The organism is Flavobacterium haoranii (assembly GCF_009363055.1).
Taxonomy (GTDB): Bacteria; Bacteroidota; Bacteroidia; order Flavobacteriales; family Flavobacteriaceae; genus Flavobacterium; species Flavobacterium haoranii.
The window spans coordinates 2,681,099-2,696,031 of the sequence record NZ_CP045292.1 but is presented as its reverse complement, the minus strand read 5'-3'; the positions used below and the strand labels follow the sequence as shown (position 1 = coordinate 2,696,031).

Genomic DNA, 14,933 nt, shown 5'->3' with positions numbered 1-14,933 from the left:
TTTAACAAGTGCCTTTTTTTATTTTTTATCAAGTTCATCAAACTTAGATGGTAACTCTTCTTTTGGCCACATATTATTAGCTACATCAATATCTGCAGTTTCTAATTTTGGATCCAATTGAATTTTTGTGATTTTTTTATCAGTAGCAAAAACTCTTTTCGCCGTATCGTTATTTCTTCTCCAAATTTGAGCTGGGAATTTATGTAATTCTTTTGATCCATCTTCAAACTGAACTTCAGAGATAATTGGCATTGGCATTCCACCTAATTTTTCAAATTCTACTTCGTAGAAATATTTCGGACTTTTTAAAGCATTTCTTTCTTCTTTAGTAAAGTTTTTATCTAAATAATCGTTTAACATTTGAACATCACCCACTTCGAAAGCTTTTTTAGTTTCTGGATTAAACTCTTTGTTAGATTCGTCTACTAAATATAAAAACGGTCCCATATCTCTTAAAAACCTTCCTCTACGTTGTGCAAAATTCTTCATTTCTTCTGTTGGTTCAAGCGTAACATAATATTGTTTTACCTCTTTTACACCTAAATCTACATAATCAGTTGAATAGAACCAACCTCTCCAAAACCAATCTAAATCTACCGCAGAAGCGTCTTCCATAGTTCTGAAGAAATCTTCAGGTGTTGGATGCTTAAATTTCCAACGGTTTGCATAAGTTTTGAAAGCAAAATCAAACAATTCTGGACCCATTATAGTTTCACGTAAAATATTTAAACCAGTTGCAGGCTTACCATAAGCATTGTTACCAAATTGGAAAATATTTTCAGAGTTACTCATAATAGGCGCAATAAAACTTTGGTCACCTTTCATGTAAGGAACAATTTTATCAGCCGGACCTCTATCTAAAGGAAAGTTTGGATCAAATGTTTTTTCCGCTTGGAATTCTAAAAATGTGTTTAAACCTTCATCCATCCAAGTCCATTGTCTTTCATCTGAATTTACAATCATTGGAAAGAAATTATGACCCACTTCGTGAATAATAACACCTAACATTCCGTATTTTACTCTATCTGTATATTTTCCATCTTTATCTGGGCGACCAAAATTCCAACAAATCATTGGATACTCCATTCCTTGGTCTTCAGCAGAAACTGAAACAGCTTTTGGATAAGGATAATCAAAAGTAAAATGAGAATATGTTTTTAATGTATGTGCTACTGCTTTTGTAGAATATTCTCCCCATAATGGATTCGATTCTTTTGGATAGATAGAAATAGCCATTGGTGTTTTAGTTTCTAATTTAACCGCCATTGCATCTAACATAAATTTTCTTGAAGTAGAAATACCAAAATCACGTACATTTTGCGCTTTAAACTTCCATGTTTTCTTTTTTTCTGAAAACCCTTTTTCAGCATTTTCAGCTTCTTGCTGCGTAACAATAATAACTGGTTTATCGAAAGTTTTTTCTGCTAATTCCCATCTTTTTACTTGCTCTGCCGTAAAAACTTCTTTTCTATTTTGAAGTACACCTGTTGCTTCCATTATATGATCTGCAGGAACTGTAATGTTTACATCATAATCACCAAAAGCTAAAGCAAACTCACCTCTACCCCAGAATTGCATGTTTTGCCATCCTTCAAAATCGCTGTAAACAGCCATTCTTGGATAAAACTGCGCAATAACATATAAACGATTTCCGTCTTCAAATTCTTCATAACCAGAACGACCACCGTCTACTCTGTAGTTATTGATATTGTACCACCATTTAATAGAAAATGTAATTTTTTCTCCTGGTTTTAAAGGTTGAGCAAGATTGATACGCATCATTGTTTGATTGATGGTATAACTCATTGCATTTCCTTTTGCATCTTTTACATAATCGATATGGAAACCTCCTTGAAAAGGTTCTTCCATGTACTGTTTTGCAAATCTATCTGGTGTATAGGCAGGTGAAATTCTTTGACTTTCTTGTAACGGAGTTAAAGACTGAGGTGCACGCATATTTTGGTCTAGTTGCAACCACAAATATTCTAACTTATCTGGAGCATTGTTGTGATAAGTAATAGTTTCTGAACCATAAAGCTTAGCATTTTTATCATCCAGCTCAAGGTTCATTTTGTAATCTGCTTTTTGCTGATAATACTCAGGCCCTGGAGCACCACTTGCTGAACGATACATATTTGGCGAAGCCATAATTTCTTCATTTAACTGACGAAATTTGTTTTCGTTGTAATGACCTGGTTTTCTAGGCTCCTCTGTTTTGTTTTCTTGCGCAAATAAAACTGTTGAAAAAACAATTGTCATTGCAGAAAATAAAAGATTCTTTCTCATTAGTTTTCTATTAGTAATCTATTCTAGTTTCTTTATCAGTTTGTGTTAGCAAATAGCTTTTTTTAACTGAATTAATATTTGTGTGAACAATATTTTGCTGTTCTGTAAATAATTCTGTTAAAATTGAATTATAAAGGCCTAAAGTAGCTATTTTCTCAGAACAATCAACCTTTAAATAACAAATTAACACATCATTATCATATTCTGAACCTAAAAAGACTAGTTTTCTTGTTTTATTATTTATCGAAATCGACATTTTTTCAAAAAGATACTTTTCGATGTATTCTTTTGATTTTTCCGATTCTTGCTTGGTTGCAAGATTTAATTTTGTGTTGTATTTTTTATCTAAGGCTTTTTCTAAATCGTCAATAAAAATTCGAGTTGTAAATTCAATTCGAGACTTTTTTTGATTAAAATCAATTTGAGTAACCGATACATAAAATTTATGTACCTCAGCAAATGATGACAGTACAACTGCAAAAACCAATAAAAAAAATAGCTTTTTAGTCTTCATATTTTAAATTAGTATTATTTTCTTCCAATTTGTTACGATTAAATTCAGAAGATTTTGCTACAAGATATTCCACAAACTTTAATTCATTTTCAGATTTTAAAAATTCAGCAAGTTGATACGAACCTGGATCGGCAAAAGCAATAAAAGAAACAATGTCTTCATTTTTAATTTTAAGATTTTCAACAATAAAATTATGCGAATAACGCTTCATTAAATGATCGTAAAAAGATTCTGATTGTACCTCTCTTAACCATTTTTCGTTTGCAATATTTTCTGCTCTAATTTTTTTCCTTTTTTCTCTTTTTTCAGCAGTATCAAATAAATCTAAAATCTTATTAAAATTAATACCCGTCAGTGGACTAGAACCACTTTTCTCTAATGGATTTGCAACTTTAGAATATTGATCGTCTGGAAAACTGAGTTTACTAAAATCAATACCTGCAAGATTTGGAACATATACTTTTATTTTTTTTGAATCTTCAGCTAAATTTCCCGTTAAACTATTTGGAGTAACAACAATTTCGTTGAGTTCATTTAGTTTTACCTGTAATTTAACCTTGAATTCATTAATTAAAAAATCGCTTTCTAATAAAATATATTTTTTGGAAACGAACGACAACCCTTGAAACACTAATGTATCACTTGCTCGAGCTTTAATAGAAAATTTACCATCAAAATCTGAAACAGAACCAATATTTGAACTTAAATTTAAAACTGTAATATTCTCGACTTCTAACGAATCAGAAACAACTTTTCCTACCAAAACTTCTCGTTCCTTTTCTTGAGAAAAAGAAAATTGTATAAAAAATAAAAGTAAAATGAAGTAGTTATTTCTCATTGGCATTTTCATTTTGAAGTTCTAAAAACTTAGTTGCTAATTTACTCAACACAAATTCGCACATGGTTTTATTTTTTTCTTTAAAAGGAATTAAAAACTCTTGTTCGTCTAAAAGAAAATACACAAATCCGTCTACATAATCTTCTTCAAGATGCAGTTTATTCATCATATATTCGTTATCATACTGAAATTTTATATCATCTATTAAACGCTCTTTTTTCTCTACTTCAACTTCTTTCTTAAGCATCGCCGTTCTACCCGATATTGCATTTAAAATTCCATCAAATGATACAGACGAACTTAAACCATATCTATTTTCTCCTACAGCTTGTTTTAATCTTCTTTCTGCTGGCGTGTAACTTTTCATTCCTCTTGGAATAATTCCTAAATTTTCTGTAGTAACATATTTATATTTAGTAACCGTAACTTCATCTAGCAAATTGGTATTTGACTCCATTGGAACAAAGAAATTTTCTCTAGTTTTATCTTCTTCTGTTACAACATGCATATAACCTTTTAAATGGATTGCACTAAAAAGCAAAGTATCATTTATACTTACATTTACAGAAAAATAACCTCCTCTTTCAGTTGTAACGCCTTCATGTTTAGAATAATTAACTACGTGAATTCCTTCTAAATTACGTGAATCGGATACAACTTTCCCTTTCATCAAAAAAATATCTTGAGAAAAAACAAATTGACAAGGTAGAAAAAGGAAAACGAGTAACTTTAGCTTCATGTAGTTAAATTTATAAAGTAAAAGTAATCTAGTGTTATCCCAATTAAATGCTAAGGACTTGATAAACTTATGTTAAACACGTATTTTTGAAAAAAATTAAATTGATGAAAAACTTAATAATTGCTAGTACATCTACGCTACATAATGGAAGCTATTTAGAGTATTTGCTTTCAGAACTTACAATTCATTTTGAAAACACTAATGAGATTATTTTTATCCCATTTGCAAGACCTAGTGGCATAAGTCATGATGAATACACAAATAAAGTAAGAGAAGCTTTTTCTAAAATTAATAAAACAGTAAAAGGACTTCATGAATTTGAAAATCCAATTGAAGCTATTAAAAATGCAAAAGGGATTTTTACTGGTGGCGGCAATACATTTTTGTTAGTTAGCGAATTATACAGAACTAAAGTTATTGATACATTAGAACAAAAACTAAAAACTGGAACTCCTTATTTAGGCACTAGTGCTGGAAGTAATATTTGCGGCTTAACAATGGGAACTACAAATGACATGCCTATTGTTTATCCGCCAAGCTTTAGAACTCTTGGAATGGTTCCATTCAATATTAACCCTCATTATCTAGATCCCGATAATAATTCAACTCACATGGGAGAAACTAGAGAAACACGAATTAATGAATTTCACAAATTCAATCCTCAACCTGTAATTGGATTAAGAGAAGGAAGTTGGTTAGATGTAAAAGGAGACAAAATAACTTTAAAAGGAAATTTAACAGCTCGTTGGTTTGTTGCTGGAAAAGATCCTATTGAACTAGAACCCGAAACAAATATTTTCGAAATATTATAAATAAAAAAGCCTTTCAAATTGAAAGGCTTTTTTTTGAGCGGGAGACGAGGTTCGAACTCGCGACATTCAGCTTGGAAGGCTGACGCTCTACCAACTGAGCTACTCCCGCAATAATATTATAATCCAGTAAAATCTAAGAGCGGGAGACGAGGTTCGAACTCGCGACATTCAGCTTGGAAGGCTGACGCTCTACCAACTGAGCTACTCCCGCAATTCAAAAGCGTTTACTTTTGTGGGTGCAAATATAATTTAAAAGATTAATCATTTGCAAATTTTTTTTTGAAAAAATTCAAGCTATCTTTATAATCCCATCTCTTTCATACAGTCATTTAATCTTATTTTTTTGTAATTTTAAAATTAAATGATTGAAATTAAAAACATTACACCTCAAGAAACATTTCCTATTCGACATGAAATTTTAAGAAAAGGAAAACCAATAGATTCGTGCAAATTTGATAATGACGATGATTCTAACACTTTTCATTTGGGTTGTTTTGTAAAAAATAGACTAATTGGTGTAGTTTCAACATACAAATTAAGTAACCTTTCTTTTAATTCGGAACATCAATTTCAAATTAGAGGAATGGCAATTTTAGAAGAATATCAAAGAAAAGGAATTGGTGAAAAACTAATTCAGGAAGTTGAAAAAATTACAATTTCAAACAAAACCGAAATCATTTGGTTCAATGCTAGAGAAAGTGCATTGGCTTTTTATTTAAAATTAGGTTATAAAACTTTTGGTACAAAATTTGAGATTAACGGAATAGGAACACATTATTTAATGTACAAATCAATTGCATGAATAAAATAATTTACTCTTTTGTACTATTTTTTTCTTTAATACAATTGTCTTGCAAAAAAGACAATAGGGATTCTGTTGCCGAAAATCAAGATTTAATTAAAGATGCTAAAACAAATACTATAATAAGACCAATTCCGAATGAAGTTTTAGAAAAACTTGACGATTCACTAAAATTGTATTACGCTAAATTGAACAATTACGAGATTTGGTACAATGACGAAAACAGAACCGATTTAATAAATGAAATAAAATTTTGCCACAAAGACGGACTTAATGCTGATGACTACGAATTTGATAAAATAAAAGAATTAGAAAGCAAAAGAGATAAAATGGACGATAACGAAATTATTGACTATGACATTTTATTGACTAAAAATTATAGAAAAATCGCTACTCATTTGTATAAAGGAAAATTAAAACCAACTCAACTTTACAAAGATTGGGATTTAATCAAAAAAGAACTACCACTGAGTGACAGCCTAGCAAATGCTATAAAAAACACAAGGGTTTCATCATCATTAAAAAACCTAAAACCAAAAGACTTTATGTACAAGAGAATCAAAAGAAGTCTGGTTTTACTAGAAGAATTTCCTGATTATCATTTTAATAAAATAGAAGTTAAAGATAAAATTCAACTTAACGACACAACTCCAATTATTGTTTCAATTAAAAAAAGACTAAAATATTGGAAAGATTACACAAAAACTGACAGTATTATTACTCCAATTTATGATTCGACAACCTTTGTTGCAGTAAAAAGATTTCAAAAAAGGCATGGCTTAAAACCAGATGGAGTAATAGGAAAAGGCACTGTAAAGGCATTGAACTTTTCTAAAAATGAGCGTAGAGAGCAAATTATTGCTAATTTGGAACGATGGAAATGGTTCCCTCATGATTTTGGTAACGAATATATTTTAATTAACCTTCCTGATTACTCTTTAAATTTTGTAAAAGACAATGATACTATCGAAAACCATACTGTTGTAGTAGGTAAAAGCACTAGAAGAACACCTGTTTTAACCTCTAAAATATCAAACTTGGTTTTTAACCCAACATGGACAGTTCCACCCACAATAATTAAAGAAGATTTAACGCCTTCCGCAACAAAGAACAGAAACTATTTTGATCGAAATAAAATTTCAATTTTTGATAAAGCAGGGAATATTGTATCTCCGGAATTTTGGGATCCAGAAAACTCAAAAAGTTACCGTTACGTGCAATCTCCAAGCTATAATAATTCACTTGGTCTTGTAAAATTCAATTTCAACAACAGACACATGGTCTATTTGCACGACACCAATCATCGTGATTATTTTAGTAGAGAATATAAAGCGCTTAGTTCAGGTTGTGTTAGAGTTGAAAACCCATTAAAACTTAGTGAAACTATTTTAAAACTAAACGATGAAAAATGGAAAAAAAGCGAAATGGATACTATTATAAACAGAAAAAACACTAAAACTATTCCTATAAAAAATAGCATTAATGTTTTCTTATTGTATTGGACCAATTGGTCTGATGGAAATCAACTTGTATTTCGTGAAGATATTTATGATCTCGACAAAAAACTTTATGAGAGTTTAGGAAACTAACTTAGATTTTGCTACATAATTTCTTGAAGGGTGATAAATAAATAAAACTGATTTATCTTTTATCAATTGAATTAATTCTTTGTGAATTTCATAAGAAACAGCAGGACAACCTTGGCTTCTTCCTAATCTTCCATTTGCTTTAATAAAATTTTCAGAAACGTAATCTGCACCGTGTATTACTACAGCTCTATCTCTTGCATTGTCGTTAATACCATATTCTTGACCATCTAGTCTTAATGACATTCCGTGTTTTCCTTGATAAACTTCGCCAGTTAAATAAAAACCAAGACTACTTTGATAAGATTCAGATTTATTAGAAAAAGTATTTGCAAAATCACTTCCCGAATTTCTTCCGTGAGCTACTAATGTTTGTAATATCACTTTTTTTGTAGCCATATCGATAACCCACATTCTATCTTCACTAGAAGATAAACTAAAATCAACAATAGTTAAAATTTCATTTTGAACTTTACCTTGATTTTTTAATTGTTCGTAACCTTCAAATGCTTTTGTAAAACTTTCATATTGAGGTAAACTAAAATCATCTGCTAAAATTTCACTATAAAAAGATTTACATCGTGTTTCAAAAGCAACTTTACTTTTTTCCGCTAAAAGTTTAGGATCAGTATTCGTAATTACTTTAATATTTTTATCCTCTTTATTCTCAACTTTTGTAGCAAAAGTTCCAAACGACATTAAACTCAATAAAAACAGGGGTAAAAACTTGTAAATCATTGTAAATCTTGTAGTTGTTTTAGGTTAACAGTGAGCCAAATATATTTATTATTTTTTTGGAAACAAATTTTTTTATGTATTTAATCGATAAACTGCATAAAAGTTAAAGAATTAATAAATATTTTCTTCTTTTTTTTTATACTCTTATTTTTGGACAAAATCATCAATCATGCATAAAAACTTAAATATCAGCTTTTTATTGTTTCTTATTACCCATTTTTTTTACAGTCAAGAGATTGTAAATTCAAATAAAAAAACAGTAAGTGCTACTAGAATAAAATCTCAAATAAACATTGATGGAAATTTAGACGAAAGTGAATGGGAAAACGCTGAAATTGCTACTGATTTTTTTATGTTAGATCCCGACAATGGAAAATCTATTCCTGATGAATTAAAAACCGATGTTAGAATTTTATATGATGACGATGCTATTTATGTAGGCGCAATATTAAAAGATAGTGAACCAAATCTTATTTTAAAAGAAATTACCGAGAGAGATAATTTTGGCACTGCAGATCTTTTTGGAGTGTTATTAAATGGCTATAATGACGGTCAGCAAGAATTCCAATTTTATGTAAATGCTGCAAATGGACAAGCCGATTGTAACTTTACTTCACAAAATGGCGAAGATTATACTTGGAATGCAATTTGGACAAGTAAAGCTAAAATAACTTCGGAAGGCTGGGTTGTAGAAATGAAAATTCCATATGCTGCTTTGCGCTTTTCAAACGAAAAAAAACAAACTTGGGGTATAAACTTTTTTAGAGAAGTAAGACGAAAAAGACAAAAATTTACGTGGAATTTTATTGATGCTAAAATTGGAGCATTTTCTCAACAGGCTGGAATTTTAACTGGAATCGAAAACATAAAACCTCCTACTCGATTATTTTTTATCCCTTACGCATCAGGATATCATAATGTAAACAAATTAGACAATGAACTTACAGGAAAACTTGGTTTAGATATTAAGTATGGTATTAATGATGCATTTACATTAGATGCTATATTAGTTCCTGATTTTGGTCAAACAAAATTTGATAATGTCGTTTTAAACTTAGGTCCATTCGAACAACAATTTAATGAAAACCGTCCATTTTTTACAGAAGGAACTGATTTATTTAGTAAAGGAAACTTGTTGTACACAAGACGAATTGGTCAAGTACCAAATGTAACTATTGATGTTAGAGATGATGAAGAAATTAAAGATTTTCCATCAACAATTAATTTATTAAATGCCATTAAAATATCGGGTAGAGATAAAGATGGATTAGGAATAGGTTTCTTGAATGCTATTACCGAAAAAACTAAAGCATCTGCTTACAACGAAGCTGAAAACAAACATAGAGATGTTGTTGTTGCGCCATTAACAAACTATAATGTTACCGTTTTAGATCAGCGTTTTAATCAAAACTCTTCGGTTACTTTAATTAATACCAATGTAACTAGAGACGGAAGTTTTAGAGATGCTAATGTAACTGGAGTTTTATTTGATTTAAATACTAAAAAAAATACATTCAACGCATCTGGAGATATGAAAATGAGTTCTGTTTACGATGTTGAAAAGAACTACAGCGGCTACAATACTTCATTGTATTTAGCTGAAACTGCTGGAAAAGTTAGATTTTCTTCGGGTGTTAATTATATTTCAAAAGAATATGATCCTAATGACTTGGGAATTAATTTTCAAACAAACTACACGTCTTGGTCTAACAATGTCAATTATAGAATATTGAACCCAACCAAAATATTCAATACGTTTCGCATAAACTTAAATTCGTATTTTGAATACAATAATGTATCAGGAAAAATACAATCGAACAACTTTAATGTTAACTTTAGTTCTACCAATAAAAAGAACCATTATTTTGGTGGTGGAATAGATTACTCTCCTTTTAAAAATTACGATTATTATGAAGCTAGACAAGATGGTCGTTTTGTAATTTATCCAGACACATATGGTTCTTGGGTTTATTTTTCCTCAAACTATAACTACAAATTTGCTTTAGATATTAATCCATATTTCACAAACACATCCGAAAAAGACAGATATGATTATGGAATAACTATTGGTCCGCGTTATCGTTTTAGCGATAGACTTTCTATAGTCTATAGTTTTGATATATACAAACAATTCAACAACGTAGGATTTATAGACAGTGATGCTTCAGAAATTTATCTTGCTAAACGCAATAGAGAAACTTATACTAACTCAATTACCGGCAAATATTCCATTAATAGTAATATGAATTTTAATTTATCGGTAAGACATTATTGGTCTTATGCCGAAAATAATTCTATTCACACCTTAAATAACGATGGAACATTAACTGAAAACAACACTTATAGCGAAAACAAAAACTCTAATTTTAGTACCTGGAATTTAGATTTATCTTATTCATGGTGGTTTGCGCCAGGAAGTCAACTTTCGGTTTTATACCGTAATAATGCGAATACATTTGATCGAAATATTAATAAAGATTTTGGTTCAAATTTTTCAAATTTAGTAAGCGACAATTTAAACCATATTTTATCTGTAAGTTTACGATATTATATCGATTACAATCAAGCTAAAAATTGGTTGTAAAAACCTAAATCGATTTCGTAATTTTTGGTTACCAATTATAATCACAGCCTAACAAATTCTTATCTTTGTAAAAACCAAAAATTATGAATAAAAAAGTTATTTTAATGATACTTGACGGATGGGGAAAATCGCCTGATCCTAAAGTTTCTGCAATCGACAATGCTAATACTCCATACATTGATTCTTTATATACAAAATACCCAAATGCACAATTAAGAACTGACGGTTTAAACGTTGGTTTACCTGAAGGTCAAATGGGAAATTCTGAAGTTGGCCACATGAATCTTGGAGCAGGAAGAATTGTTTATCAAGATTTAGCAAAAATTAATTTAGCAGTTCAAAATAAGACTTTACAAAACGAAAAAGCTTTATTAGAAGCACTTCAATATGCAAAAGGAAACAACAAACCAGTACACTTTTTAGGTTTACTTTCCGATGGTGGTGTACATAGTCATACATCACATTTAAGAGGACTTTTAGATGTTGCTGTAGATTTTGGCTTAAAAGATTTATTTGTACATGCTTTTACAGATGGTCGCGATGTGGATCCAAAATCTGGTTCATTGTATTTAGAAGATTTAAACAACTATATTTATAACAAACCTATTCAATTAGCTTCTGTTATTGGTCGTTACTACGCAATGGACCGTGATAAAAGATGGGAACGCGTAAAAATTGCTTATGATTTAGTTGTTAATGCAGAAGGAACTCCAAGTAAAGATGCAGCTTTATCGGTATTAGAAAGTTATAAAAATGATGTTACTGACGAATTTATTAAACCAATTGTAATGGTTGATGAAAATGATGCACCAGTAGCAAAAATAAAAGATGGAGATGTTGTTATTTTCTTCAACTTTAGAACAGATAGAGGTCGCGAATTAACAGAAGCTTTATCTCAAAAAGATTTCCACGAACAAAATATGCATAAGTTAAATTTGTATTATGTCACCATGACAAATTATGATGAAACTTATGAAAATGTTCATGTTATTTATGATAAAGACAACATCACAGAAACTCTTGGAGAAGTTTTAGAAAAAGCTGATAAAAAGCAAATCCGGATAGCTGAAACAGAAAAATATCCTCACGTTACTTTCTTCTTCTCTGGCGGTCGTGAAGAACCTTTTAATGGCGAATCGCGTATTTTAAAGAATTCACCAAAAGTGGCTACTTACGACTTACAACCCGAGATGAGTGCTTATGAATTAAAAGATGCATTGGTTCCAGAATTGAAAAAAGGAGAAGTTGACTTTGTTTGTTTAAATTTTGCAAACGGAGATATGGTTGGACATACTGGTGTTATGGAAGCTGCTATAAAAGCCTGTGAAGCTGTTGATGTTTGCGTAAAGGAAGTAGTAAATACTGCTTTAGAAAATAATTATACCACAATAATCATTGCAGATCATGGAAACTGTGAAACGATGATTAACCCAGATGGTTCTCCAAATACAGCACACACTACAAATCCGGTTCCAATTATTTTAGTAGACAAAGATTTAAAAAATATACAAAATGGCGTTTTAGGAGATATTGCTCCAACAATTTTAGAACTCATGGGAATAAATAAACCTGATGTTATGACATGCCACTCTTTACTTTAAAATTTTAGTCCCACTTCGTGTGGGATTTTTTATTTCAAAAATCTAAAATAAAAGTTAAACTTTCATATATTAATAGTAATACTATTATTTTTGTATTTATATTTTTTTAGAGTATGGAAAATTTAGCTCATAATATAAGTATTTCTATCAACGAAAAGTTGTTTTTGAAAAATCCTGAAAGCACAGCTTTAGGCAAGAACATAATTGAACATAGTATTTTTCTTATCAATGAAATAGGATTTGAAAATTTTACCTTTAAAAAATTAGGAAAAAAAATCCAATCAAACGAAAGTTCAATATATCGTTATTTTGAAAACAAGCACAAACTGTTGATTTATCTATCTACTTGGTATTGGTCTTGGATAGAGTATCGTATCGTTTTTAGTACTCATAATGTTAAACTTCCAATTGAAAAAATTGAGAAAACTATCGAAATTATAGCCAATAACGTTGAAAATGACGATAGAACAGCACATATTAACGAATCTATTTTAAATAAAATTGTTATAGCTGAATTTTCTAAAACATTTCTAACAAAAGAAGTAGATCAAGAAATTAAAGAAGGCTTTTTTAATGTATATCAAAGAATCGTAAACCGATTAGAAAACATGATAACCGAACTAAATCCTAACTATACTTTTGCCAAAACATTAGCATCTTCAATAGTTCAAGGAGCGCTACATCAACATTATTTAAAAGAGCATTTTTCAAATCTTACAAACATATCAGAAGTAAACTCTTTAAATGCCTTTTATGTTAATCTAATCAAAAAAGTTGTTTTATGAAACCAATAGAGAGATTTAAAAATTTAATTAAACTTGATAAAAAAGATATCTATCAAATAATTTTATATTCCATTTTTGGAGGTTTAATCAGTTTAAGCTTACCGTTGGGTATTCAATCCATTGTAAATTTAATTCAAGCTGGAAAAATTTCAACTTCATGGGTTATTCTCATAATTTTTGTGGTTATAGGAGTAATCTTTGTTGGGATTTTTAAAATTATGCAGTTTCGAATTTCAGAAAATTTACAGCAAAAGATATTTGTACGATCATCTTTTGAATTTGCTTATAGATTTCCAAAAATTAAACATGAACAATTATACAATCAATATCCGCCAGAGTTAGCAAACCGTTTTTTTGACACTTTAACAGTTCAAAAAGGTCTCTCTAAATTATTATTAGACAGTTCAACAGCTATTCTTCAAATCATATTTGGCTTAATTTTACTCGCCCTATACCATTCCTTTTTTATCTTTTTTGGAATTGTATTGTCTTTTTTATTGTATTATATTTTTAAATTTAATTTTAATTCAGGTATTGAAACAAGTTTAAAAGAGTCGAAATACAAGTATAAAGTTGCACACTGGATACAAGAAATTGCGCGTAACAACCTTAGCTTTAAAAATGAAAATTTATTCGAATTTTCTTTAGATAAAAATGACAAATACGTTACCGAATATTTAAAACATCGCGAAAGTCATTTCCAAATTTTAAAGAAACAATTTATTCAACTAGTTGGCTTCAAAACTTTAATTACGGCTGGTTTATTAATTATTGGTGGACTTTTAGTATTGAACCAACAAATGAACATTGGGCAATTTGTAGCTGCCGAAATTATTATCTTAACCATTATAAATGCTGTAGAAAAATTATTTAGTGTTTTAGAATTGTTCTATGATGTACTAACATCTTTAGAAAAAATAGGCACTGTTGTCGATTTAGAAATTGAAAAAGATGCTAATAACAAACAATGTGAATATCTTGAAAAGGACTTAAATATTGAATTAAAAGATATTAATTATAAATATCCCGATAGCGAAAATTTAATTCTCCAAAATGTAAATTTAAAAATTAATCAAGGAGATAAAATTGTAATCAACGGTTCAAACGGTTCGGGAAAAACTACCTTAATGCGACTATTGGCAAAAATAATTAATCCCACATCTGGAACTATTTTCATCAATGATACAAATAGTAAACGAATTTGTTTAGATGAAATCAGATCAAAAATTAGTATTATAACTTATAATCAAGGGACTTTTGAAGGTACAATTTTAGAAAATTTAACATTCAACAATCAATTAATAACAATGAATGAAGTAAAAGAAGTTTTAAATAAAGTTATGTTAACCGATTATATAAAATCGTTACCTAACGGATTAGACACAAAACTTTGTACCGATGGCAAACAAATAAATTCATCAGTTGTTCAAAAAATCCTCATTGCTAGAGCCATTTTAATGAAACCAAGAATTTTACTTCTAGAGGATTCTTTAAGTAAAGTAGAACCAAATCAAACAAAACAAATTATAAACTATTTATTTGAAGAACAAAAAGATTTAACTGTAGTTGTGATTACCAATAATAAAGATTGGGAAACCAATAAAACCAAAATATACAATTTAACTCAAGGTAAATTAAAAGACTAAAA

At 29.6% G+C, this 14,933-nt stretch carries 12 protein-coding genes and 2 tRNA genes; 7 read left to right on the top strand and 7 right to left on the bottom strand.

The genetic code is table 11. The annotated features are described in order from the left end of the window. Nucleotides 1-18: 18 nt before the first annotated feature. From GCU34_RS12660 to GCU34_RS12645, 4 genes are read right to left on the bottom strand one after another with little or no spacing between them, the layout of a single operon-like run. Nucleotides 19-2,286, bottom strand: coding sequence for a M1 family metallopeptidase (locus tag GCU34_RS12660; RefSeq protein ID WP_072781452.1), 2,268 nt, complete (start codon nt 2,284-2,286; stop codon nt 19-21). A gap of 10 nt (nt 2,287-2,296) precedes the next feature. Then, nucleotides 2,297-2,800, bottom strand: a complete 504-nt coding sequence (locus GCU34_RS12655; RefSeq protein ID WP_072781454.1) for a DUF6702 family protein — start codon at nt 2,798-2,800, stop codon at nt 2,297-2,299. Then, the gene (locus GCU34_RS12650) at nt 2,790-3,638 is read right to left on the bottom strand and encodes a hypothetical protein (RefSeq protein ID WP_143146166.1); all 849 of its coding nucleotides are present in this window, start codon (nt 3,636-3,638) and stop codon (nt 2,790-2,792) included. The genes GCU34_RS12655 and GCU34_RS12650 overlap by 11 nt, the downstream gene beginning before the upstream one ends. Next, on the bottom strand, nt 3,628-4,308 hold the full coding sequence (locus tag GCU34_RS12645) for a peptidase associated/transthyretin-like domain-containing protein (RefSeq protein ID WP_072781459.1): 681 nt from the start codon (nt 4,306-4,308) through the stop codon (nt 3,628-3,630). The genes GCU34_RS12650 and GCU34_RS12645 overlap by 11 nt, the downstream gene beginning before the upstream one ends. Nucleotides 4,309-4,481: 173 nt before the next feature. On the opposite strand from GCU34_RS12645, the gene pepE reads away from it, so the two are divergent. Continuing rightward, complete coding sequence (gene pepE, locus GCU34_RS12640; protein ID WP_072781462.1) at nt 4,482-5,189, top strand: dipeptidase PepE; 708 nt, start codon at nt 4,482-4,484, stop codon at nt 5,187-5,189. 36 nt (nt 5,190-5,225) lie between these two features. Here the strand turns inward: pepE and GCU34_RS12635 are convergent. Together GCU34_RS12635 and GCU34_RS12630 are read right to left on the bottom strand one after the other, a co-directional pair. After that, nucleotides 5,226-5,298 (bottom strand) — tRNA-Gly (locus GCU34_RS12635). A gap of 29 nt (nt 5,299-5,327) precedes the next feature. Continuing rightward, nucleotides 5,328-5,400: transfer RNA gene (locus GCU34_RS12630), tRNA-Gly, on the bottom strand. Nucleotides 5,401-5,550: 150 nt separating this feature from the next. Between GCU34_RS12630 and GCU34_RS12625 the strand changes: the two genes are divergently transcribed. Together GCU34_RS12625 and GCU34_RS12620 are read left to right on the top strand one after the other, a co-directional pair. Then, complete coding sequence (locus GCU34_RS12625; protein ID WP_072781464.1) at nt 5,551-5,991, top strand: GNAT family N-acetyltransferase; 441 nt, start codon at nt 5,551-5,553, stop codon at nt 5,989-5,991. Beyond that, nucleotides 5,988-7,580: a L,D-transpeptidase family protein gene (locus GCU34_RS12620; protein ID WP_072781467.1), complete on the top strand. Its 1,593-nt coding sequence runs from the start codon at nt 5,988-5,990 to the stop codon at nt 7,578-7,580. The genes GCU34_RS12625 and GCU34_RS12620 overlap by 4 nt, the downstream gene beginning before the upstream one ends. Here GCU34_RS12620 and GCU34_RS12615 read toward each other — a convergent pair. Further along, nucleotides 7,569-8,315 carry a murein L,D-transpeptidase catalytic domain family protein gene (locus tag GCU34_RS12615; protein ID WP_072781470.1) on the bottom strand — a complete coding sequence of 249 codons (747 nt, stop codon included), beginning with the start codon at nt 8,313-8,315 and terminating at the stop codon, nt 7,569-7,571. The two genes, GCU34_RS12620 and GCU34_RS12615, sit on opposite strands and share 12 nt — an antisense overlap. Before the next feature lie 169 nt (nt 8,316-8,484). On the opposite strand from GCU34_RS12615, the gene GCU34_RS12610 reads away from it, so the two are divergent. From GCU34_RS12610 to GCU34_RS12595, 4 genes are all read left to right on the top strand, one after another. Next, nucleotides 8,485-10,899 (top strand): DUF5916 domain-containing protein, encoded by a 2,415-nt coding sequence (locus GCU34_RS12610; RefSeq protein WP_072781473.1) that lies wholly within the window; start codon nt 8,485-8,487, stop codon nt 10,897-10,899. An 83-nt stretch (nt 10,900-10,982) separates the two neighbouring features. Then, nucleotides 10,983-12,500, top strand: coding sequence for a 2,3-bisphosphoglycerate-independent phosphoglycerate mutase (gene gpmI, locus GCU34_RS12605; protein WP_072781475.1), 1,518 nt, complete (start codon nt 10,983-10,985; stop codon nt 12,498-12,500). A 113-nt stretch (nt 12,501-12,613) separates the two neighbouring features. Then, on the top strand, nt 12,614-13,285 hold the full coding sequence (locus tag GCU34_RS12600; protein ID WP_072781477.1) for a TetR/AcrR family transcriptional regulator: 672 nt from the start codon (nt 12,614-12,616) through the stop codon (nt 13,283-13,285). Continuing rightward, nucleotides 13,282-14,931 carry a peptidase domain-containing ABC transporter gene (locus GCU34_RS12595; RefSeq protein ID WP_072781481.1) on the top strand — a complete coding sequence of 550 codons (1,650 nt, stop codon included), beginning with the start codon at nt 13,282-13,284 and terminating at the stop codon, nt 14,929-14,931. The genes GCU34_RS12600 and GCU34_RS12595 overlap by 4 nt, the downstream gene beginning before the upstream one ends. Nucleotides 14,932-14,933: the final 2 nt, after the last annotated feature.